This window comes from Aliivibrio sp. S4MY1 (assembly GCF_028765545.1).
GTDB lineage: Bacteria > Pseudomonadota > Gammaproteobacteria > Enterobacterales > Vibrionaceae > Aliivibrio.
This window is the reverse complement of sequence record NZ_JARACP010000026.1, coordinates 19,017-41,612: the sequence shown is the minus strand read 5'-3', so window position 1 is coordinate 41,612 and position 22,596 is coordinate 19,017. Positions and strand designations below refer to the sequence as shown.

Annotated in this window: 19 protein-coding genes and 3 pseudogenes; 12 read left to right on the top strand and 10 right to left on the bottom strand. The window is 34.6% G+C overall.

What is annotated here, in order from left to right:
- Positions 1–61: 61 nt before the first annotated feature.
- The 8 genes and pseudogenes from PVK71_RS19040 to PVK71_RS19010 all read left to right on the top strand — a co-directional run bounded on the left by PVK71_RS19040 (position 62) and on the right by PVK71_RS19010 (position 7,997).
- Positions 62–835 (top strand): helix-turn-helix transcriptional regulator, encoded by a 774-nt coding sequence (locus PVK71_RS19040; protein ID WP_274420717.1) that lies wholly within the window; start codon positions 62–64, stop codon positions 833–835.
- A 24-nt stretch (positions 836–859) separates the two neighbouring features.
- The gene (locus PVK71_RS19035; protein WP_274420718.1) at positions 860–1,729 is read left to right on the top strand and encodes an EAL domain-containing protein; all 870 of its coding nucleotides are present in this window, start codon (positions 860–862) and stop codon (positions 1,727–1,729) included.
- A 1,154-nt stretch (positions 1,730–2,883) separates the two neighbouring features.
- Positions 2,884–3,600, top strand: a pseudogene (locus tag PVK71_RS20560) (methyl-accepting chemotaxis protein); the annotation flags it as partial.
- A pseudogene (locus PVK71_RS20555) lies at positions 3,597–3,776 on the top strand (methyl-accepting chemotaxis protein); the annotation flags it as partial. The pseudogenes PVK71_RS20560 and PVK71_RS20555, both read left to right, overlap by 4 nt.
- A gap of 576 nt (positions 3,777–4,352) precedes the next feature.
- On the top strand, positions 4,353–5,087 hold the full coding sequence (gene pnuC, locus PVK71_RS19025; protein WP_274420720.1) for a nicotinamide riboside transporter PnuC: 735 nt from the start codon (positions 4,353–4,355) through the stop codon (positions 5,085–5,087).
- The gene (locus PVK71_RS19020; RefSeq protein WP_274420722.1) at positions 5,084–5,818 is read left to right on the top strand and encodes a nucleoside phosphorylase; all 735 of its coding nucleotides are present in this window, start codon (positions 5,084–5,086) and stop codon (positions 5,816–5,818) included. The genes pnuC and PVK71_RS19020 overlap by 4 nt, the downstream gene beginning before the upstream one ends.
- Before the next feature lie 130 nt (positions 5,819–5,948).
- Positions 5,949–6,632 (top strand): Crp/Fnr family transcriptional regulator, encoded by a 684-nt coding sequence (locus PVK71_RS19015; protein ID WP_274420724.1) that lies wholly within the window; start codon positions 5,949–5,951, stop codon positions 6,630–6,632.
- A 351-nt stretch (positions 6,633–6,983) separates the two neighbouring features.
- The gene (locus PVK71_RS19010) at positions 6,984–7,997 is read left to right on the top strand and encodes a LacI family DNA-binding transcriptional regulator (RefSeq protein WP_274420726.1); all 1,014 of its coding nucleotides are present in this window, start codon (positions 6,984–6,986) and stop codon (positions 7,995–7,997) included.
- 78 nt (positions 7,998–8,075) lie between these two features.
- Here PVK71_RS19010 and edd read toward each other — a convergent pair whose 3' ends face one another.
- Both edd and PVK71_RS19000 read right to left on the bottom strand, forming a co-directional pair.
- Positions 8,076–9,875, bottom strand: coding sequence for a phosphogluconate dehydratase (gene edd / locus PVK71_RS19005; protein ID WP_274420728.1), 1,800 nt, complete (start codon positions 9,873–9,875; stop codon positions 8,076–8,078).
- A complete protein-coding gene (locus tag PVK71_RS19000; protein WP_274420730.1) occupies positions 9,872–10,408 on the bottom strand; it encodes a gluconokinase in 537 nt (178 codons plus the stop codon). Before PVK71_RS19000 ends, edd begins: the two co-directional genes overlap by 4 nt.
- 160 nt (positions 10,409–10,568) lie before the next feature.
- Here PVK71_RS19000 and PVK71_RS18995 point away from each other — a divergent pair, with 160 nt between their 5' ends.
- The 3 genes from PVK71_RS18995 to PVK71_RS18985 all read left to right on the top strand — a co-directional run bounded on the left by PVK71_RS18995 (position 10,569) and on the right by PVK71_RS18985 (position 13,625).
- Positions 10,569–11,945, top strand: coding sequence for a GntP family permease (locus tag PVK71_RS18995; protein ID WP_274420732.1), 1,377 nt, complete (start codon positions 10,569–10,571; stop codon positions 11,943–11,945).
- 9 nt (positions 11,946–11,954) lie between these two features.
- Positions 11,955–12,563, top strand: coding sequence for a bifunctional 4-hydroxy-2-oxoglutarate aldolase/2-dehydro-3-deoxy-phosphogluconate aldolase (locus tag PVK71_RS18990; protein WP_122034886.1), 609 nt, complete (start codon positions 11,955–11,957; stop codon positions 12,561–12,563).
- Positions 12,564–12,812: 249 nt separating this feature from the next.
- Positions 12,813–13,625, top strand: a complete 813-nt coding sequence (locus tag PVK71_RS18985) for a hypothetical protein (RefSeq protein ID WP_274420735.1) — start codon at positions 12,813–12,815, stop codon at positions 13,623–13,625.
- Positions 13,626–13,662: 37 nt separating this feature from the next.
- Here the strand turns inward: PVK71_RS18985 and PVK71_RS18980 are convergent, their stop codons facing one another.
- From PVK71_RS18980 to PVK71_RS18960, 5 genes and pseudogenes are all read right to left on the bottom strand, one after another.
- Positions 13,663–13,989, bottom strand: a complete 327-nt coding sequence (locus PVK71_RS18980) for a PTS lactose/cellobiose transporter subunit IIA (RefSeq protein ID WP_274420737.1) — start codon at positions 13,987–13,989, stop codon at positions 13,663–13,665.
- A 1-nt stretch (position 13,990) separates the two neighbouring features.
- Entirely contained in the window at positions 13,991–14,302 is a 312-nt protein-coding gene (locus PVK71_RS18975; RefSeq protein ID WP_274420738.1) for a PTS sugar transporter subunit IIB, read from the bottom strand.
- A 14-nt stretch (positions 14,303–14,316) separates the two neighbouring features.
- The gene (locus tag PVK71_RS18970; protein WP_274420739.1) at positions 14,317–15,279 is read right to left on the bottom strand and encodes a N(4)-(beta-N-acetylglucosaminyl)-L-asparaginase; all 963 of its coding nucleotides are present in this window, start codon (positions 15,277–15,279) and stop codon (positions 14,317–14,319) included.
- 2 nt (positions 15,280–15,281) lie between these two features.
- On the bottom strand, positions 15,282–16,604 hold the full coding sequence (celB, locus tag PVK71_RS18965) for a PTS cellobiose transporter subunit IIC (protein WP_274420740.1): 1,323 nt from the start codon (positions 16,602–16,604) through the stop codon (positions 15,282–15,284).
- A 285-nt stretch (positions 16,605–16,889) separates the two neighbouring features.
- Positions 16,890–17,109 (bottom strand): annotated as a pseudogene (locus PVK71_RS18960) (transposase); the annotation flags it as partial.
- Positions 17,110–17,345: 236 nt separating this feature from the next.
- On the opposite strand from PVK71_RS18960, the gene PVK71_RS18955 reads away from it, so the two are divergent.
- Complete coding sequence (locus PVK71_RS18955) at positions 17,346–18,992, top strand: methyl-accepting chemotaxis protein (RefSeq protein WP_274420758.1); 1,647 nt, start codon at positions 17,346–17,348, stop codon at positions 18,990–18,992.
- A gap of 62 nt (positions 18,993–19,054) precedes the next feature.
- Here the strand turns inward: PVK71_RS18955 and mtnK are convergent, their stop codons facing one another.
- Genes mtnK through PVK71_RS18940 form a run of 3 tightly spaced genes read right to left on the bottom strand, consistent with a single transcriptional unit; the run spans position 19,055 to position 22,572 of the window.
- A complete protein-coding gene (gene mtnK / locus PVK71_RS18950; protein WP_274420742.1) occupies positions 19,055–20,224 on the bottom strand; it encodes an S-methyl-5-thioribose kinase in 1,170 nt (389 codons plus the stop codon).
- A 6-nt stretch (positions 20,225–20,230) separates the two neighbouring features.
- Positions 20,231–21,181 carry a metallophosphoesterase family protein gene (locus PVK71_RS18945; protein WP_274420744.1) on the bottom strand — a complete coding sequence of 317 codons (951 nt, stop codon included), beginning with the start codon at positions 21,179–21,181 and terminating at the stop codon, positions 20,231–20,233.
- Complete coding sequence (locus PVK71_RS18940; protein ID WP_274420745.1) at positions 21,181–22,572, bottom strand: sodium:solute symporter family transporter; 1,392 nt, start codon at positions 22,570–22,572, stop codon at positions 21,181–21,183. Before PVK71_RS18940 ends, PVK71_RS18945 begins: the two co-directional genes overlap by 1 nt.
- Positions 22,573–22,596: the final 24 nt, after the last annotated feature.

The window sequence follows — 22,596 nt, the reverse complement described above, 5'->3', positions numbered from 1 at the left end:
ATTTAAAGTAAGTTTAAAAATAAAAATAAAAAGGAAAAAGAACTGAAATTAGGATTGGAAATTGTTTAAAGCCTCTACCTATGAAGGGAATAATGTACAAAAACTTAAAAATGTTGTAATTAATAATCCATGTATAATCTGGATTGTCTGTGGCGTAAAAAATATATCAGTGGATGGTTATAAATATACTCTAAGAAAAGATGATGCTATATTTTTAAGTGGCAATAGCAATATAAGTTTTGAGAATTTCACAGAAAATGGTTTTTTTATTTCAAAACAAATAACTTTTATTAGAAAACCAAATGTAGAAACAGTTCGGAAAAATAAGTTTGAGTTAAGTAAATATAGGAGTGTGAAATTAGATCATCAATTAAAAATGACTATAGAATGTTTGCACCAAGCTGATTCTGTTTTAAATAATATAAAAACGAGGAGTATGTGGCTAGATGGTTTATATTTGTTACTATTAGACTATGATTATCTTGAAATGTTATTCCGACCTAATGAGGTAAGTTTTAATGAAAAAATATATGAAATCTTAGATAAAATGGATCCTAAAGAACATAAAATAGAAAATATATGTTTGGTTTTAAGTATAAGTAAAGCAACTCTTATTCGTCGTTTGAAGAAATCGGGAACACAATTCAAAAAAATAGTAAGACAGGTTAGAATGAATAAAGCTCTGTTTCTTATACAGAAAAGAACAATACCTTTAGATGAAATATCATTCTCTTGTGGATATCAGTCAGTAGAACTTTTCAATTTATATTTTGAAGCTGAATTTGGTGTGTCTCCAAAGAATTATATAAAAACGTGTAATGGTATATTAACGTAATTAAATTTTAATTATGGAAAATTAATGAAATTAACTGAAGCAAAATTGGCATATCAACCTAAAACAAGAAATAATAAGCTTGTATCATTAGAGGTATTGTTAAGGCCTTATAATTGTTCGAATGTAGAAGAATTTGTCAAAAGTTACAAATCACCTATAAAACTTGATTGTAAAGTATTGGAAATGACTTATTCAGATATGATTAATGCTAATTTAATCTATCCTGTATCTATAAATGTATCTTACTTTAGTTTAACTGATACGAATTTTATTCGTAATGCAATAGCTTTATTTAGAGGGTTTGATATTACATTTGAATTAACTGAACATTATAATGTTGAAAATTTAGATAAGCTTAAGAAAAATATTGGAATATTACAATGTAACGGATTTAATGTTTCTTTAGATGATTTTGGCAAAGGTTTCTCTAGTGTTAAACTACTAACTCAAATTGATTTTAATGAGGTTAAAATAGATAAGTCGATTGTATCCAATATAGATAATGATTTTTATAGTTATAAGCATCTTGTTTTTTTATCTGAAAAAATAAAAACTCTTGGTGTTAATAATATTGTATATGAAGGGATAGAAAGAAAAACACAACTTAACTTGATTAAGTTATTTGATAACAATGCAATAATTCAAGGTTATTATCATTCATATCCATTGGCATTAGAATGTATAATTAAAAATAGATACAGTGTTGAAAAAATGGCAGTATCTTTAAGAAGAACCACTGTTTTAGAAGAAATTGAAAAGAAAATATTTAAAATGATTATTTCTGAAGGAAAGGATGAAATTAATAGTGAAATAAAAGATATTGATACAATGTTAGAAGTTTACGATTCTAATTATGAAAACACTATTTTAAATTTCAAACAAATTTATTATTGATTAATATTATAAGTTTGTATCATTCTTTATTAAGAATGAAAAACCAAGTTTTTACTTTAGTTTTAGGCATGTTGAGTCTAGGTCAATATTTTATGGAATAAGTAGGTTAATAGTATATAACTAATTCTTGCTCAGGATTATGAACATAGAAATTAAGTCTGCTTATTTATCATGTATATAGATTTAAATCTTAAGATTATTTGTAAAAAATAAAACAAAAGCATAAAACAAATGCTGTTAATTAAAACCAAGTTAGTCTTTTTAGGATATAAGTATAAATGAATAAAATAACATTAAAAATGTTTTTTAATATAATGATAAGCATAATAATCATAATATCTACCTCATCTATTTTAATCTTCAACATAACTACTATTGAGATTAAAGAGAAAGAAAACTTTTTACAAGAACAAATTATTGGATCGCTTAATAGTATTAATAGAATAAATGGTCTAATTAATTAAATAAGAAAGAGTGACATTCTTATATTCAGCAATATTAATATAGAGAGTGCTAAAAAAAATCGTGAAAATTTTAATGAGGAATTAGTTAAAGAGCTTAATACATATTCTCAGTTTCATGCTAATGAAGCTGATGCGAAAGCTTTTGATAAGTTGAAAATCACAATATCAAAATACAATGAAACCTTAACATTTGACATGGTTGATTATGAGCATAGCTTGTCTCTTATAGTTGATATACTAAAGCTAACTGATGAACTAACACTTATTAATAATGGCTATGTTTCAGATTACATGGAAAGTAATGAAAAAAATCTAAATGATAATATAAAATACATATCTATCTTTTTCTTGGTTACTTTAATTATTACTATTTTGTTTACGATGAGAATGATGAAAGATATTAATTCAAGAATTAAACTCATTAATGATGCAATAAAGAGATTTGTAAGTCTAGACATTAGAACTAGTGAGCTATGTTATTTTATAGAATCTAATAAATTTAAAAATGATGAAATAGGTTCTATTATGCTAAATTTGAAAGAGTTTAGAATTAAAATAACGGAAGTTTTAACTTTAACTAGTAACTCTGTAGATAATAATAAGATTGGTGTTGATAAAATCGGAGGTTCTTTATCTGATAATAAAAATTTTATGATTACACAATTTGATAATATGAGTCAGTTAGTAACTGCGATAAACGAACTTCAATGCGCAGCAATGGAAGTTGCTAGTAATATTAATCAATCGGCTGGGTTAACACAAGAATCATCACAGCAATGTATTGAAACAAAAGATGTAATTCAGGGAACAAAAAAAGCAATTAATAATACAAGTTTAAGTCTCGAAGAGTGCAATAGTATCGCTGATCTTCTTCAAAAAGATAGCGAACAAATTGCATCTGTTTTAGTTTTGATAAGAAATATTGCAGACCAAACGAATCTATTAGCGTTAAATGCAGCAATTGAAGCAGCACGAGCGGGTGAATCAGGTCGTGGTTTTGCTGTTGTAGCAGATGAAGTTCGTAACCTTGCTTCTAAAACTCAAGAATCGACACAGAGCATTCAAGAAATTATTACTCAATTGCAAGCTCAATCTGAAAGAGCTAATGATAATATGATAAGCAATGTAGAACTTATTCAAGAATTAGTTGTTCTATCTGAAAACGTAAAATCATCTTTTGGCTATATTGAGAATTCAGTTCAATCAATTTCCCAAATGAATGCTTTGGTAGCAACTACTTCTCAAGAACAATTCACTCTTACTGAAAGGATTGGACTGAATGTTAGCAATACAGTTAATTTAGTTAACCAAAATGTGCTAACGATGAATCAAACGCAGCAATCAACTAAAGAATTGTCGCAATTAGCTGTAAAACAAAAAGAAGAACTGGAATTTTTTAAAGTGTAATAACTACTTCTCAAGAACAATTCACTCTTACTGAAAGGATTGGACTGAATGTTAGCAATACAGTTAATTTAGTTAACCAAAATGTGCTAACGATGAATCAAACGCAGCAATCAACTAAAGAATTGTCGCAATTAGCTGTAAAACAAAAAGAAGAACTGGAATTTTTTAAAGTGTAATTAATGGCTTTATTCACAAGAAGTATGTGTAATTGGGGTTAAATAATTTAACCCCGGTAGAAGCTTAATCTAATGAAGAGCAGTTTTATGCTGCTTATTCTATCGTAATTACTCGAAGTATATATAATCTTTCCCTGTCTCAATTCGGTTACAGGGTCACTATATTTAAGTTGCTACAATTTCCCTCCTTTTGGACGTATACATAATCCTAACCAGCAGATAATTTATTTTCTTTTCTCGTTGAAGCGACTGCTCTTATCTATCTATCTATCTATCTATCTATTACCTCCTTTGAATCTCGTTACTTTAGACTATAGAGCAACTCTGTAATAGCTGAGTGGTTATGTTGATTATCCAAAAGCAGCACATCAAACAGTCCAAACAATTGATGGTTTAATTTCATCGATAGGCTGTATTTGAGATTTTGCTGAAATTTGAATGCGTTCAAGTTGGTATATTTAAGGGCTAGTATATAAAAATCAGATAACGCTCTATTGTGAGGGGACAAATGTCCTCTTCATTCTATATGATCCTGTTTTATGATTCTGGCACTGATAATAATAAAGGATAAAAAACATGGACCTATTTTCTCTATTAGATATAAATAATACGCTAGTCAATATTCCAATTGGTGGTGGGTATGCCATGAGTTGGGTAGAGGGCTTTGGTACTATTTTTGGTTTATTGTGTATTTGGTTTGCAAGCCAAGAAAAAACCATTAATTACGTTTTTGGTTTACTGAATGTCACATTATTCGCTGTCATTTTCTTTCAAATACAACTTTATGGTCTGTTATTACTTCAGCTCTTCTTTTTCTGTGCCAACATTTATGGCTGGTATGCATGGACAAAACCTAACTCTAGTGGAGAAACACTTGAAGTTCGTTGGTTAAGTCAATCTAAACTTCTTGCTATATCAGGAGTGAGTATTGTTGCTATAACTTTACTAACTATCTACATCGATCCATTTTTCTTTAGTTTAGCAACCATCGCTGTTGATGGAATGAATCTATTTGGTGCTGAGCTAGCTAAACCAGTATTAGCGCCTGATGCATTTCCGTTTTGGGATTCGACTATGACCGTTTTATCTATCGTCGCTCAGATTCTAATGACTCGTAAATATGTTGAAAACTGGATGCTCTGGATAGTCATTAACATCATTAGTATTGGTATTTATGCAACTCAAGGTGTTTTTGCTATGTCTGTTCAATACTCAATTCTTATGTTTATTGCCGCTAATGGTGCTCGTGAGTGGGCTCGTACAGCAAAAGAAAATAGTAATGATAAAAAAGTAGAAAAGGCAATCGCATGAGTAAACAACCACATATTTGTGTTAATGAAAATCAAGTTGCCCCTTATGTCATTGTGTGTGGAGAACCAGATCGAGTAAATCGAATCGTTGAATTGATGGATAACGTAGAGCTACTTGCTGAAAACCGAGAATATCGAGTGTTTAATGGTGTGTATAAAGGCACAACGATAACGATTTGTAGTACAGGAATTGGCGCACCATCCATGATCATTGCTGTTGAAGAGCTGAAACTATGCGGTGCTACACACGTTATACGAGTGGGTTCTGCTGGTGCAATGCAAGATCATATCCAGTTAGGAGAATTGATTGTTGCTGAAGGTGCAGTGCGTGATGAAGGAGGATCTAAAGCTTATATTAGCTCTGCTTATCCAGCTTATGCGAGCTTTGCTTTATTAAAAGAAATAAGCCATTTTTTAGAAAATCAATCTGTAAAGCACTACTTTGGCGTAGTTCGATCTCACGATAGCTTTTATACCGATGAAGAAGAGCAACTCTGCCAGTACTGGAATAAGAAAGGTATCCTAGGTGCCGATATGGAAACATCAGCACTATTCACTGTAGGGAGACTTCGTGGATTACAGGTTGCTTCTATTCTTAATAATGTCGTTCTTTACCAACAAGATGTTAAAGAGGGCGTAAATCAATATGTGAATGATAATGAAGCAATGATGAACGGTGAAAGGTTAGCCGCCATTACCGCATTAGAAACTCTATGTAAGCAAGGAGCATAGAGTAATTAAAATTGTGCTTTAGTGAATTAAAGCGATCTAAAGCACAACTTATGGGCAAAAGGCTAGAAAGAGTTGTATTTATGGTTGGATCTAATTAACGTTGCAGCCATTGTTTCTCGATGAGTTCATTATGAAAATCAGTCCTTATTCTTCTGGTCGCTTTTACTCATTTTTAGCCAGTAAAAGTAATAAATTTAAAGAGCTGCTTTATCAATGCCAAGTAAGTACGGGTTATGTTGATGTAGGTACTGAAATTCTTCGTCAAGGAGAGGCGCTAGACTACATTTATATTGTTCCTGGCGGTCGTGTGTCTATGAGTATTTTGGCTATTAATGGGCGACGATTTCAGCTTGGTGAGGCTAATTGTGATTATCATATTTTTGGCGAAATGGAGTTTTTCACTCAAACGCCTTGTCAGTGGACAGTCGCAGCGGATGAGTATTTGCAAGTAGATACTATTTGCTTAAAAGCATTAACTAAAGCCTTATATAAACAGCCAGAGATGATGTTCTTTTTTGCGGCAGCATTAGCAGAAGATTATCAAGACTCAATGGATATTTATACCAACCGTTTGTTACATCCTATTGCGTATAATATTGGGTATGACCTATTAATGCAGAAAAGTGGTATAACTGCGGCATTAGGGAGTTTTGATAAAGTACTCCAAGAAGCAGAGCGATTTGGAACATCAGAAAGAGTATATCGAAGAGCGGTTAAAAGCCTAGTAGATAAAAATCTTATTGAAAAAAGTGATCAAGGTTTAGTAATTATTAATGAAGATGAATTAAGAGCTTTTTTAGAAGGACATGAATAGAATATAAAGCTCGCATCGAAAGGTGCAGGCTTTTTGTGTTTTTGCTAATTTGAAAGCCAAATAATATGTGTGGATCGGCTCCTTTAAAATTTGGTGTCTTGGGATACGTAAATTATGGTAAACCTTAATACTGGTAGAATCAATAAATTCAATATACATTGGTTCCCTTTCGCGATACTTTTCTTCTTGGGCGAAAACTCTGATCGAAGAACTAGCTTTTATTTTCTATCTATTTTCACCCTGAACTCAGGTTCATTAAGTAAATAAGTGATTAAAAAATAATAATTAAAATATTGAAATCAAGAAGTACAACTGCTTTACTTGTTACAAGTAACATTGATTGAGATTTTTATGAGCAACTTACATACACAACGAAAAACACGACCGACATTGCAAGATATTGCTGATCGCGTTGGCGTAACAAAAATGACAGTGTCTAGATTTATCCGTGATCCTAATTCGGTTGCAGAAAAGACTCGTGAAAAAATATCTGACATAATTAATGAGCTTGGTTATATTCAAAATCGAGCGCCCGCAATGTTATCTAAATCTTCCAGTAAAGCAATTGGCATTCTTCTCCCATCTCTATCTAACCAAGTTTTTGCCAATTTAGTTCAAGGTATTGAGCAAGTAACAAAACAGCGTGGCTACCACACGCTTATTGCACATTGTAATTACAATGAATTAGAGGAAGAGGAACAAATCGCATTTTTACTTTCTTATCAGGTAGATGGCTTAATTCTTACCGAAACAAAACACACTGAAAAAACACGCCAAATGTTGAGATCTGCAGGGGTGCCTGTTGTCGAAACTATGGAACTACCAGAACAACCGATTGATATGGCTGTAGGGCTAAATCATATGGAAGCGGCTTATCATGTGATCAATAAAATGATAGCGAGTGGAAAGCGTCATATTATGTATTTCGGTGCTCGATTAGATACTCGAACCAAGCTACGAATGGAGGGGTATAATAAAGCAATGTTAGAAGCAGGTTTAACGCCTCAACATATTTTGACTGACGAACATTCAAGTTTTACCTTAGGTGGTGAGTTACTCCTCGAAGGCCTTAAACAAAATTCTGAGCTTGACGGTATTTTCTGTACTAATGATGATATTGCAATTGGAGCGATGATGGAGTGCGCTAATAAAGGTATATCAGTGCCTGAGCAGATTAGTATTGTTGGTTATAACGCCTTAGATATAGGCCAAGCTATTTCTCCAAAGCTAGTCAGTGTTGATACACCACGTTTTGAGATTGGAAAGAAAAGTGCAGAATTACTGTTAGATACATTAGCAGGAAAGAGACAGAAAAATAGTCTTGTAGATATGGGGTTCTCATTAACACTTGGTGAGAGTTTATAGTACAAAGGTTAAAGGGGGAGTTATTATTAAATAGCTCCCCCTTAACTATATATTCCAAGTTATTGCTAAAACTCGGAGTTAATTATATAAGAATGATGCGCCTTGATCTGCACTTGAGACGTTATCTCTGAATACTTTAAAAATATCACGGCCCCATGTTTGTTGGCTCTGCTCTGTATCTAGTGTTACAGAACTGCTGTGTATCGTATCTGAAAGGTTCTCGACGGTGCCAGTTGTCGCATCTAATCGAATAATATCTCCTTCCTGAATTAACCCAATAGCACCACCACGCAAGGCCTCCGGTGAAACATGGATTGCGGCAGGTATTTTACCCGAAGCTCCGGATAAACGACCATCTGTAACTAATGCAACTTGATAGCCTAATTTTTGAATGTTCCCTAAAATTGGCATCAGCTTATGAAGTTCTGGCATCCCATTAGCCGCAGGGCCATTGAAGCGAACAACAACAACGCAATCTTTATTTAACTCACCACGTTTATAGGCAGCTTCTACGTCATGTTGGCAGTGGAATACTTTAGCAGGAGCTTCGATAATTCGATGCTGCTCAGAAACAGCGGACACTTTAATGACAGCTTGTCCAAGATTGCCAGATAATACTTTAATACCGCCAGACGATTGAAAAACATGGCCTGATGGGGCGATTACTTCAGGGTCGGTCGTTTCACCACAATTGTGCCATTCAAGTATACCATTCACTAATGCTGGGCGTTTCATACAATCGGTAAAATCTCCGAAAGCAGGTAAGGCATCAGTGTTTAATAGTCCAAGTTCATTCAAGCGTTTCATTAGCATTGGAACGCCACCTGCTTGCTCAAACTCATTGATATCAGCAGATCCGTTAGGGTAAACATTGACTAATAATGGAACCACATCAGATAAATCACTAAAGTCTTCCCACGCAAGATGAATACCAGCTGCTCGTGCCATCGCAACAAGGTGAATAGTGTGATTAGTACTACCACCAGAAGCAAGTAACGCCACTACACCATTCACGACACTTTTCTCAGTTACAACGTCACAAAGAGGGCGGTAATTTGATGAATCTGCCGTCATAGAGGCAATTCGAATCGTCGCATGTTCAGTTAAGGCATCACGAAGTTCTGTATGAGGGGGAACAAAAGCAGAACCAGGCAGCATTAAGCCCATGGCTTCAAATACTAATTGGTTCGTATTGGCTGTGCCATAAAAGGTACACGTTCCAGAAGAATGATAAGAGCCACACTCCATGTCTAATAATGCATTACGATCAACTTTCCCTGCTGCGTATTTTTGACGAACATCGACTTTTTCATCGTTAGTCACACCTGTAGACATAGGGCCTGCAGGAATAAAGGCGGTAGGAAGGTGTGCGTAAGTTAGTGCGCCCATCAGTTGTCCGGGAGCAATTTTATCGCAGATACCAAGTAATAAAGTACCATCGAACATATTATGACTAAGTGAGAAGGCGGTTGCTTGAGCAATTAAATCTCGTGAGAAAAGAGACATGTCCATGCCTGCTTGTCCCTGTGTGACGCCATCACACATAGCGGGTACACCACCTGCAATTTGTGCAGTATGTCCGTAATTTGCTAGAGCTTGTTTTATCTTGTCTGGGTAGTTCTTGTAAACCTGATGAGCACTTAGCATGTCGTTGTAAGCAGTAATAATAGCCAGATTTACACGAGTTAAATTTAAAATATTTTCTTTTTCAGTAGAGCAAGAGGCCGCCACTGCGTGTGCTAAATTACCGCAAGAAAGTGATGCTTTGCCTTTTCCACTAAGTTTTTGTGCTTCTATCTTTGCCATAAAAGCAGAACGAAGAGGCTTACTTCGCTCTATAATTCGTTGAGTTACGGAAATGATTGTATTATTAATCATGCGGTTACCTTTATATTGTTGCGTGTTGTTAGCGCATGTAATGCAGTGATAGAGTTGCTAACTACGGCATCAATGTCAGTATCAATATCAACAACAGCGACTTGGCCTTCATTATCTGGGCGCTCTAATGTATTGAATTGACTCTCAACCATGTTTGATTTCATAAAGTGACCTTTACGTGCAGCCATACGATTCATAATTAGATCAAAGCTGCCATCAAGAAAAAGAAAGGTCACATTTTTATTGCCATCACGGATCTGATCTCGGTAACTTTTCTTTAATGCAGAGCACACAATAATACCTTGCTCATTCTTACTTTCTAGGCTGAATGCTGCATCGCGAATACGTTCTAGCCAAGGCTTACGATCATCGTCATTAAGTGGCTCACCACGTGACATTTTTAGAATGTTGGCTTTAGGATGAAGATCATCCCCATCAATAAATTTTGCACCAAGGCGTTGTGCTATCTTTTCGCCAATAGTGGTTTTACCACTAGCACATACACCCATAACGATAATGCTATTACCACTCATACCTGACTCCTGTTTAGTAATTTGAGCGAGCTCTCATTTTTGATAGATACTGACAAATTTGACTTTAACTTATTTAAGTTACGGGTAACATGTTACCCGTAACCTTTGGGGCTGTAAACTAAAAACAACCAATAAAATAGATAATATTTAGGTGAATAAAATGGAATTAATTAGTCAAAGTAATGATCCGGTTTACTTATTAACACTAGCTGCATGTTCAATTGTTGCTTTGTTAATATTAATAATGAAGTTAAGAATCCACGCTTTTGCGGCATTAACATTAGTGAGTTTAGGCACGGCTTTAGCTGCAGGTGTTTCAGTAGACAATGTAGTACCTACAATGATGTCCGGTTTTGGCGGAACGCTTGCATCAGTTGCTCTACTCGTTGGTTTAGGGGCAATGATTGGTAAAATATTAGAAGTGACGGGTGGGGCGAAAGTGCTCGCCGATACATTAATCAATCGCTTTGGGGAAAATAAAGCACCATTAGCATTAGGTGTCGCTTCTTTACTGTTTGGCTTTCCAATATTTTTTGATGCCGGTCTGATTGTAATGATGCCAATCATTTTTAGTGTCGCAAAACGTTTTGATGATTCTCCAATAAAATATGCCTTACCTTCTGCTGGTGCATTTGCGGTAATGCATGCCTTTGTTCCTCCTCATCCAGGACCTGTTGCTGCCTCTGAGTTACTAGGTGCTGATCTAGGTTTACTACTGATGGTAGGTATTCTTGTTGCAATTCCAACATGGTACTTTGGTGCGTATTTATTTGGCTTGTATGCAGGTAAAAAATTCAACATCCCAATGTCAAAAGGGATATTTGGCACTGATGTTATTATCGATGAAGATAAATTACCTAAGTTCGGTACGGTGCTTGCGATCCTTGTAATGCCAGTATTACTTATCTTTATGGATACAGGGTTAAACACATTAACGGTTGCAGGTGTTATTGAGGGCAAAACTCCAGTTGTTGAATTTTTACGCATGCTAGGTAAGACACCAGTAGCACTTCTGATTACTCTACTTACCTGTTTAGCTGTATTTGCTAAAGATTACGGAATGAAGCAATTAGAGAAATTATGTGGTGACTCTTTAGCTCCAATCTGTGCTGTTATCTTAGTAACTGGTGCTGGTGGTATGTTTGGTGGGGTTTTACGTGCAAGTGGTATTGGTGAGGCGCTTGCGGGTGTTTTATCTGACACAGGCATGCCAATCATTGTTGCTGCGTTTTTAATATCTACCTGTCTACGTGTTGCACAAGGTTCAGCAACAGTTGCACTTACAACAACGGCGGCACTTATTGCCCCAATAGTTGCTCAAACAGTGGGATTAAGTCAATTTGATTTATGCTTCATTGTTATCGCAATTGCTGGCGGCGCAACGGTATTGTCTCATTTCAATGATTCAGGCTTCTGGCTGGTTTCTCGTTTACTTGATATGGATGAGAAAACAACACTTAAAACATGGACAGTAATGGAAACATTATTAGGAACAATCGCATTTGTGATTGTAGCTGCGCTAAGCGTTATTTTATAAGGTTAAAAAATGAAAACTATTGAACAACGATTAAAAGAAATAAAAATTGTCCCTGTAATTGCAATTAATAGTGCAGATCAGGCGTTACCATTAGCAAAAGTATTAATGGAAAATGGCCTTCCTTGCGCAGAGGTAACATTCAGAACAGAAGCGGCTGTTGAATCGATTCGTTTAATGCGTGAAGCTTACCCAGATATGCTGATTGGTGCGGGCACGGTACTAACAGCAGCGCAAGTTGATCAAGCTATTGATGCTGGTGTAGATTTTGTTGTAAGCCCTGGATTCAATCCAACTACAGTGAAATACTGTCAACAGCGTAACATGCCAATTATTCCTGGGGTTAATAACCCAAGTTTAGTAGAGCAAGCAATGGAGATGGGATTAAAAACACTCAAGTTTTTCCCGGCTGAGCCATCTGGTGGTATCTCAATGTTAAAGGCATTGACGGCGGTTTATCCTGTAAGCTTTATGCCAACGGGCGGTGTAAGTCCAAGTAACGTAAATGATTACTTAGCGATTAAATCGGTCGTTGCTTGTGGTGGTACTTGGATGGTCCCAACTGATTTAATGGATAAGGGCGATTGGGATAGTATTGCTGAATTGATTAAAGCACTGTAAATAAAATAATTTTAGATAAAACTCACGATAGCCTCTATCGTGAGTTTTTTGTTTTTATAATTAGATTATTAACTCTTTTAACTCTTAATATTTACTCTCTTTCTATAAGTGAATTTCTTAGAATAGATTCCATATTTAAAATTAATAAAAGAACATGTAACAATACATATGTTAATGACTAGTAACCCTTGATATTATTGAGTTTTTAATTTAAGTTTGTAGTAACTTAACCAATCCGAGAATATGGATATGGAACTTAAATTACATTCAAATGCCAGTACTACACCGCGAACACGAAAGTATATTCAGTCTTCGGATAAAACTGATTCTGAATTAGCAAATGAATTGAGTATATCCATTGATACCGTCAAAAAGTGGCGTAACCGTGATTGTTTTCATGACAAATCACATAGACCTAAAGTAATTCATAAAACCTTAACCCCTGAACAAGAAGTTTTTATTCTTTATCTTAGAAAACGACTTTACCTTTCATTGGATGAATTACTTGAAGTAACTCGATTATTGATTAATAAAGGCGTTTCAAGATCAAGCTTAAATCGCTGTTTAAGTGCTCATAAAGTAGGGCGTTTGACTAAACCTAAAGTAGAAGGAAATAAAAACACAATAATTATTGACGCTTTTACTATCCCTGAAATAATAGCCGCTCAAAGCGTTTTATTGATTTTTGTTGAAAAGTTCAGTAGCCATATTAGTTTTGCTTTAATTAAAAAAGATGATGGACTAGCGAAACAGAAAATAGCTAGATTTTTAACTAATGCACTTCCTTATAAGATTGAATCAATAAGCTCATCATCAAACCAAATTGCCCAAGATATCTCGGCATTAATCTTAGATGAGTTTGAAATACATACGGGTTTAGAGCTAAATAGTGATACCAATTTTGACCAAATGATGCCTGATTTATTAGCAGGGGAGTTATTTGATAGGAGGTTAGGTCTTGGCGCGACAATTTTAGAATATGAAGATATTTTGAATAAAAGAGTTATAAGAAAGAGATTTAGAAATTTAACCCCGCACGCTTATATTGCATCAACTTATTGAAAAAATAGGGGAGTTATTCTCCCCCTATAAATTATCTCTATTCTGAAATTATTCGTTCTTTATGCAAATAGATAATCTCTGTTGCCATGTCCATCAATAAAACGGCGTTCATAAGATGGTCTTGCGCGTGAACCATTACAATATGAACGGGAAGTTTTCCTTCTCCTTCATCAAATTCAATAAGTCTAGTTTGAATTGAATGTGCTTCTTTTAATGCCGCTTGTGCGCCTTCAATATGACGGTCAGACTGCTCAAAATTTTTCTGACGAGCAGCTCTCATTGCTTCCATTAATTGGCTACGAGCAGATCCCGCATTAACAAGAAGCATCATTATTTTTTCTTCGTACTCTTCACTGTTCATCATTTTAGCCTTGGTTCATCATATCTAATGCTTGAGCGAGGATCTTATCGCCTTTTGTCATACCGTAATCCATCATGTTGATGAGAGCGATAGGCTTATTATGTTCGTTGGCAATATTGGTGAAGTCATTTATTTTATAAGCAATTTGAGGTGCTATAAGAAAACAATCAAATTCAGTTGCTGCAGAGCTAAAATCTTGAGAGCCTTTTGCTTCAATTTCAACATCAATGTTTTCTTTTTCTGCGTGCTCAAGCATGCGTTTAACAACTAGGCTAGTAGACATACCCATATCACAAATAAGTAGGATCTTTTTCATTTTAAACTCCAAAATTATACAATAGGTGCAGTAATTCGTGCTTGATAAGCATCTAACCATTCTTGGCTAGCAATACTATGTTCTGTGTGCTCACCATTACGAGCACAGGTATATATCGTCGGTTGTTGTTTGTAAGTAGCGACAGAGAACGAGAAGCCATCAATATTGGTGGCAGCTCCAAATTCACCTTCCTTGTTAATACAAACAACAGAAAGGTCACCAGAGCGGCCATAACGTTTTTTTAGTTTTCTTTCTAAATCATTAACGGTACTTTCAGCAGCTTCTTGTGGTGTCATTCCGCCGCCCATACGTCGAACTATTTCATAGCTGACGCAACCTTTCATTAAGTCTTCGCCTAGCCCTGTTGCGGTTGCGGCGCCAATATCACTATCTGCATAGAATCCAGAGCCTGAAATTGGAGAATCACCAACACGACCAGCACGTTTCATAAATAAACCACTGGTTGAGGTTGCTACTGATATTTCACTATTAAGATCAACCGCAGCGACACCAACCGTATCATGCCCAGTGTAAGGGGATAATCCTCGGTCTAAGGTTTCTTGGCAGCGTTTAGCGTAATGTTGTTTTGCGCGTTCTGTTAGCATGTCTTTTTCTTCAAAGCCATGAGATAACGCCCAACTTTCGGCACCTGAGCCAACCATAAAACTGTTGAATCGTTCATTACTTAATGCTTCAGCAACGAGTATTGGATTGGCTACATTTTGTATACTAGCAACAGCACCAATAGCCATTGTTGTCCCATTCATAAAAGCAGCGTCTAATTCAACAACCCCATTTTCATTAGGCAAACCACCATAACCCACACTTTTATAAAAAGGATAATCTTCAACCATTTTTACTGCTTGAATTACCGCTTCTTGTGATGTTTTGTTTTCTTTCAGACGGGTCGCCCCTTCACTGATCCCATCAAAGGCCATACGCCAAGTTGCAATGATTCCCCATTTAGATTCATTCATTATTATGCTCTCTCTAAAGTAGCTTCAGAAGGTGTAGGTTCGTCCGAAACAATAGGGGTTTCTTGAGAACGGTATTGTTTATCAATAATTCGTAAAAATGGTAAGTAAATCATGGCACCAATAGCCAGATTAATTACCTGCATTACAGCGCCAGAAATACTAGCGGTTACAATAAAACCAGAGAAGACCGCAGGTAAAGTCCAAGGAATAAAGACCCCAGTTGTTGTGGCAACTAAGCCTGATGACATTGCAATGTACTGTGTCGTAATTAATATCATAGGAACAAGATTAAAAGGGATTAACATGATTGGGTTCATAATGATTGGTAGACCAAAAAGAACGGGTTCATTAATGTTGAAAATTGATGAACCAACGGCTAACTTACCCACTTGGCGTACATGTTGAGATCGAGCGAAGAGTAACACTGCAATCATAAGTGATAGTGTAGCGCCTGCACCTCCCATCCAAATAAGATCAAAGAACTGCTCTGTAATTACGTGTGGGGGAGTTAATCCATTTGCAACAGCGGTTAGGTTGTCTTGTTGGTTTTCTGCCCATATAGGACGCATGATCCCGTTAACCATAGAGCCACTGTTAATACCAACAGACCATAATAATGTAATAGCCAGACCGGTAAGCATTGCCCCAAAATAAGAGGTGCCAAAAGAGCGAATAGGGGTTGCGACCATGTCATAAATGAATTGGTGGATAGTGCCATACTCAGTGGTTGCAAAACTTAGTCGAATAGCTAAAGCAAGGCACATAATTACGGTCGCAGGAACTAAAGCCGCAAAGGATTTTTCAACTGCAGGAGGCACGCCGTCAGGCATTTTTATTGTGATTTTTCGATCAATAAACCATTTGAATATTTCAGTCCAAACTAATGCTCCAATCATAGCGACGAATAGGCCACGAGAACCTAGCCACTCTGTAGGGATAACAGTTCCAAGCTCAGGATCACTAGCAAAAGGTGTTAATATAAAAAATGCAGATAAAGAGAGAACACCTGTTGATATTTTGTCTAAATTATAACGTTCAGCTAGACGGTAAGCGACTAAGAATGAAATAAAGATCGACATCCCTGAGAAGATAACTGAAAACGGAATTTCAATGTTATTTCCCCAATTGGCACCAAACATAGAGGCCATAAATTCTTTGTATGCAGTACTAGGAAAAGAACTGATAACTAAAAGAATTGAGCCAACGATGATGAATGGCATAAATGAAATATACGCATCACGGATGGCTCCTAAATGACGTTGTTGTGCGACTTTACCTGCGATTGGCATCAGTCTACTTTCAATAAAACTCATGACACTTTTCATAAGAACCTACTTTAGTAATGTTAAGTTGCAATCAGGTGAAACTATTTATTTGTTTTAATTATGCTATCAACATATTTAAAGCAGAAACAACGTTCATGTCACACTTGTAATCTTATTAGTTTCATGTGATTGCTTTATTTATTTTGGTTGTGATTAAGATCAAAATATTACTTTTAGCTAGCTAAAGGTGATCAATTTTATAGATTCTTTCATGAAAAAGAGGACTTTGGAGGTTGGTCGAGTAAGCTGGGCGTTTAGGTGTATCAAATAACCTAATAGCGATAAAGTATGATCAAGGGATGCTAACGGTACTTCCATTAGTTTGAAAATCGAGTTAATAAAGCTCTGAAACGTATTCAGGGAGGGAAAATATCCCTTTTATCATCAGTGCGGTCTCTATAGCAATATTTGAATACTGAAAGTCTCTGCCGTACTTGCCATGATATGTCGTACATTTCCATGTTTCAGCTGCTGAATCGTCAATCAAGAATGTAGCAGAGCCTTGTTATGCTCCGTTCAGGAAGTGTATTTTGTATAAATGAAAAATATCATATAAATATGAGGTATAAATAAATATTTTGAGGGTAACTATTACCCTCAAGTAAACAAATATCTAATATAGTCTTAATTGTATTTTAACCGTGACACCTTTGTTTTTAGTGAGATTGTATATTAAATTTGTTAGTTATAGAGTAAGATAATCATCTTTCTATATAACATAGATGATTAAACGGAAAACAAATTATGGATAGTCTTTCAAAATTAACAATTAGAACCAGGCTTATTATTGGTTTTGGAGTAACCTTATTTTTAATGTTGTTATTAACTGTTTTAGGAATACAAAAAGTTAATACTATCGATCATACATTAACTGAAATGACGGATGTAAACTCAGTTAAACAGCGTTATGCCATCAATTACCGAGGTAGTGTTCATGACCGCGCTATAGCGATTAGAGATATTGCCATAGCACGAACGCCGCAAGAGATATATAAACTAGAACAAGAAATTAATAAATTAAAAGAATTCTACCTTCAATCTGAAACTAAGATGAATCAAATGCACTCACAAGGTGTAGTATTTACAGCAAAAGAACAAAATATTTTAGCTGAGATTAATAAAATTCAAAAACAAACACTGCCTCTTGTTGATCGTATTATTAACGATAAAAAATCAGACTCTGTAATGACGGATACCATCCTTGACTCTGCACGCCCAGCCTTTATTCAATGGTTGAAAGTAATTAATGAGTTTATTGACTATCAGGAAGAGCATAATCAAGTATTAACTCTTGAAGCCAGAAATGTCGCCGGTGGTTTTCAACAGCTAATGTTATTACTTAGTGTTTTTGCTTTAACTATGTCTTTACTTATTGGTTTTATTATTGAACGCAGTTTTAGAATATCTTTAGGTGGTGAACCATGGGAATTATCTGAGATGATTAAAAAAATATCAGAGGGCAATTTATCTCAAGATTTTAATCATTCGTCGAACGCTGTAGGCATATATCATTCTTTAATTATTTTGAACAAAAAAGTTGGAGCTGCAATTAGAAATAGTAGTGACATATCAACTCATGTAGCTACTTCATCTGAGCAGTTAACTATTGTGATGAAAAATACGGCAAGTAATGCTCAATATGAATTAGCACAAGTCGAAGAAATTTCACATGCAATCAGTGAGTTGTCGACAACCTCAAGAGAGGTGACTTCTAATGCTGTTCACGCTGAAGAAGAAGTGAGTAAATCAATTGATAGTGTATCCCAAGGAAATAAAACGTTAGATGAATCGATTTTATTAACACAAAAAATTAATGAATCAGTACAACAAACAGCCAGTATGATTGAGGAGTTAAAAACTAATGCAATGGATATTGGTGAAGTGACAGCTGTTATTAGTTCTATTTCTGATCAAACTAATTTATTAGCGTTAAATGCCGCGATTGAAGCTGCTCGTGCTGGTGAATATGGCCGTGGTTTTGCTGTTGTAGCAGATGAAGTTCGTAACCTTGCTTCAAAAACGCAAGAATCAACACAAAGTATTCAAGAAATTATTGCTCAATTGCAAGATCAATCTGAAAGAGCAAACGATAATATGATAAGTAATGTAGAGCTTATTCAAGAATTAGTTGCTCTATCTGAAAACGTTAAATCATCTTTTGGTTATATTGAGAATTCAGTTCAATCAATTTCAAAAATGAATGCTTTGGTAGTAAGTACGTCTCAAGAACAATTCACTCTTACAGAAAGAATTGGACTTAATGTTAGTAATACATTTGATTTAGTGAATCAGAATGTGACGGCGATTAATCAAACGCAACAATCAGCTAAAGAATTGTCACAATTAGCTGTATCACAAAAGAAAGAATTGGAATTTTTCAAAGTGTAATTAGCTGTATCATAAATAAGCCCTTATAACTTTAGTTACAAGAGCTTTAATCCTAAATGGTATTAAATTTTTAATGATTTAATGCCATTTAAAAGTTCATTAGGATTCTTAATCTTATGAAGATTCAATATTAAAAATTGACCGATAATAAGAGATAATCGTTGTGAGTACTCCAAATCGATAGGAGATTTAATTATATCAAAATCACTGACTTTAGCTACGCCGATAGTCCTTCGGATCATTTCTGTACCCGCATATCCTAAACTATCTTTCCAAACATTATTTAAGAATGAATCTATGACTGCTTCGTTTGATTGGTTCATTGCTTTATTCTTAAAATTATGGCTAAAAGTTTGCCATAATATAACTATTTCAGTAAGAGAGTGAGTGTGGGAATTATCGTAATTGTTAATTTTAGTGCAATAACTTAAAAATAAATTCCCAATCAATGAACCCATATCAAAACCAATAGGACCAAAAAAAGCGAACTCTGAATCTATTAATTTACATTCTTTTTCTGACACCATAATAGAACCAGTATGAATATCTCCATGTAATAATACCTCTGTATTGTAATTAAATTTATGCTCTAATGAAGTGATTTCTTTTCTTAACTTATCATGATTCCAAAGCGTGATTACTAAATCCATTATTTTTGGGTTTATATTATTTCGATCACAATCATAGTATGGATCAGAAAAGAAAACTTCAGCTGTTGTTGCACACATCGCTGGGGAGTTAAATTTTTCTTTTAGTTGTTCTTTATCTTTAGTTGATAAATAAAAATCTGAGCTATGATAATAAATATCAGCCATACAAGATCCTATATGGTGAGCCCTGGATGTGAATGATTTATTATCAATCAAAACTTGGCGCCAAATCTTAAAGTTAGATAAATCTTCCATTATGATAGCTGATAATTTTTCATCAAAGTGTAATACTGATACGATATTCTTTTTACTGTATTTTTTAAAATAGCAGAGAGCATTGAACTCTATTTTTATTCTATCTTGGGTAAGAGGCCAGCCTTCACCCATAATTCTAATATAAGGTGGCGCTTGTTTTACTATATAGCTTTTTTTATTTGCAGGATCCGAAATACGATAAACTATATTTAGATTTCCATCACTGATTTCCTCAGCGTTCATTAATGATGGTAGTGATACATTGGGTATATTATTAGTAACAAATAATATAGCGTGTTTTTTACTTAATGGGATGAATTTATTCATGAATTATTAAATATCCTTCGTTGTGTTTAATCGGATTGCTTGATCAATTGTAAAGTCAGGGCCATTAATAAAGCGAGAATAATAAGATGACGATGCCGGAGATCCTGAGGGCCAATGTTGAATAAACCAATAATCCCATTCTGAGTTCCAATCAATTGCTATTGCGTCTATATAACAATCTTTCAATTTAGTTCCATAGAGGGTAGGGAGGTTAGTTTTATGGGTACTAATTCGAGTAATGATACCGGATAGTTCGGTTTTAAAATTTGGCATTCCTGCTGAACCATTATTAACGACTAGGCGATCGTCAAAATCTTGTATAAATGGTAGGCAAGTATGACTACAAGCAAAAACATCTGCCTCAGTTTGAGTGAACCATGATGATATACACTTACTATTTTGTCCGATAGGTGGCATTGCATCTATTCCTAAACCCCAACCAGCAATAGAATCTGGATCACCATGTAATGCAGTGATTTTTAACTCACCAACAGATACATTGAGAAAGCTTGGTAACTCAGCTAATTTTGCAATTATTTCTTGATTATAAGCTGCGATTTTTTGTAATTTTTTTATTATATTATTCGAATGGGTTACCGTTTGATCTGAAATAGAGTCTGGGTAGGCGCAACCACAACCAGCTCCTTGTGTAGGTGTGGCTATCTCACATTCAACATTTCCTTTTAATGCTAAGTGCTTAAACACTTCTTGGTTAATTGATTTAAATGTTTCTCTCGTAGAGTTTAACCAATTGAAATCCCCATTAAATAGTAAAGTGATTGTCGAGTTATTTTCTGCTTCTTCTTGCCTCTTTCGTTGCAAAATCGTATTGAGTGCTGCCCAGTTCCCGTATAAGCCACCAATAATATAGATAGTTTCACAAGAAGTTGATGTTGATTCTTTTATGTCCTTTAAATTAATTCGATAATTTAAAGGACATATTCTACCTGCTGTCATCAATTTACCCTCGTTAATTTTTCATTTTTAATGCCTAGAGAAAAAATAATAAGTCCAAATAATATAATAAATGCAGTTATAATTAGCAATTTGCTATAACTATGTGTAACACCAAAGATTGATTCAATTAAATTTATATATTCATTTTTCTCAAAGTAATATATCGCCGCACCTATTATAGATACTATAAAATTAGTGATAAAACACCAAGTGGCAACACGTATTTTACCAAAAAGATTAAAAATAATAACAGGAGTTAAGGTGAGTGAAATTGTTCCACTAATAGCAACAGCATCATAAAGATCATTATTACCAAAAAAAACTAGTATTAATCCGCCTATAGCAAAAAGCATCATGGTTAATCGACCTTTTAGTATGGAAATATTATTTTTTCCTATATCGACGACAATAAGTTTTGCTGCACTAGAGAATGTTGAATCCATAGTTGAAGCGGCTGAAATGGTAAGTGCGATGGCAATGATAAACATCATTGGTGTACCAAATAAATCTTGTAGAGCAGGTAATACTCCAGCGGTTATTCCTGATGTTATTTTAGCAAATACACCAAGTAAACCAAAGGCGAAAATTAATATAGTAGATAGAATAAAAGCATATATAAAACTTTTTTTCGTTGTTTTTATATTAGCGATAAATCCACGGTCCATCATTACAGGATCATGCATCGGATAACTAAGTACTTGTAGTAGAGCAATAACAAATAAAATCCACCCAGGATTATCAATTTTAGGACTACTAGTTAAAATAGCATGAACATCAAATAATGGATGGAAAGCAAGGGCTGCCGTTAATGTGATAATTGAAATTATTAATATAGCCGTTTGAAAAACATCAGTTTTTAAGGAGGCTCTTAGACCACCATTCATAGAGTAAAATAATGTTATTGCTGATACTATTATAATTGACCAAGTATAAGATGAAGATCCAATACTGCCAAAAACAATACCGATAACAAGTAAATTAGCAAAAACTTCTGTCAGTAGACGCATTGATATTAATGCATTATAACAATGTTCACCCCATCGGCCAAATTGCTGATGTAAGAAGCTTTGAATACTAGAGACATGATGATGTTTTCTAAGGCTATTAATGATCAGCCATCCGGTAATGAATGAACCGTAATAAGTACTATATGCAATAACTCCTGATATTCCAAATAAATAACCCAAGCTAATTGCATTAAGTAATGAACGAGCAAATATCCAAGTGGTTACTTGTGAAAATGTAAGTGTTAATAGATTAGGCTCTTTTCCTTTTGAGCTAATACCTGAAAAAAATCCTTCTACTGTTTTAGCTCTTGATGAGATATATAAACTAATGAGTGCAATAATTGATAAGATAATGGTTAAATAACCAATATGGATATTAAACATAAAATTCCCTTTGTATTTTAGCAA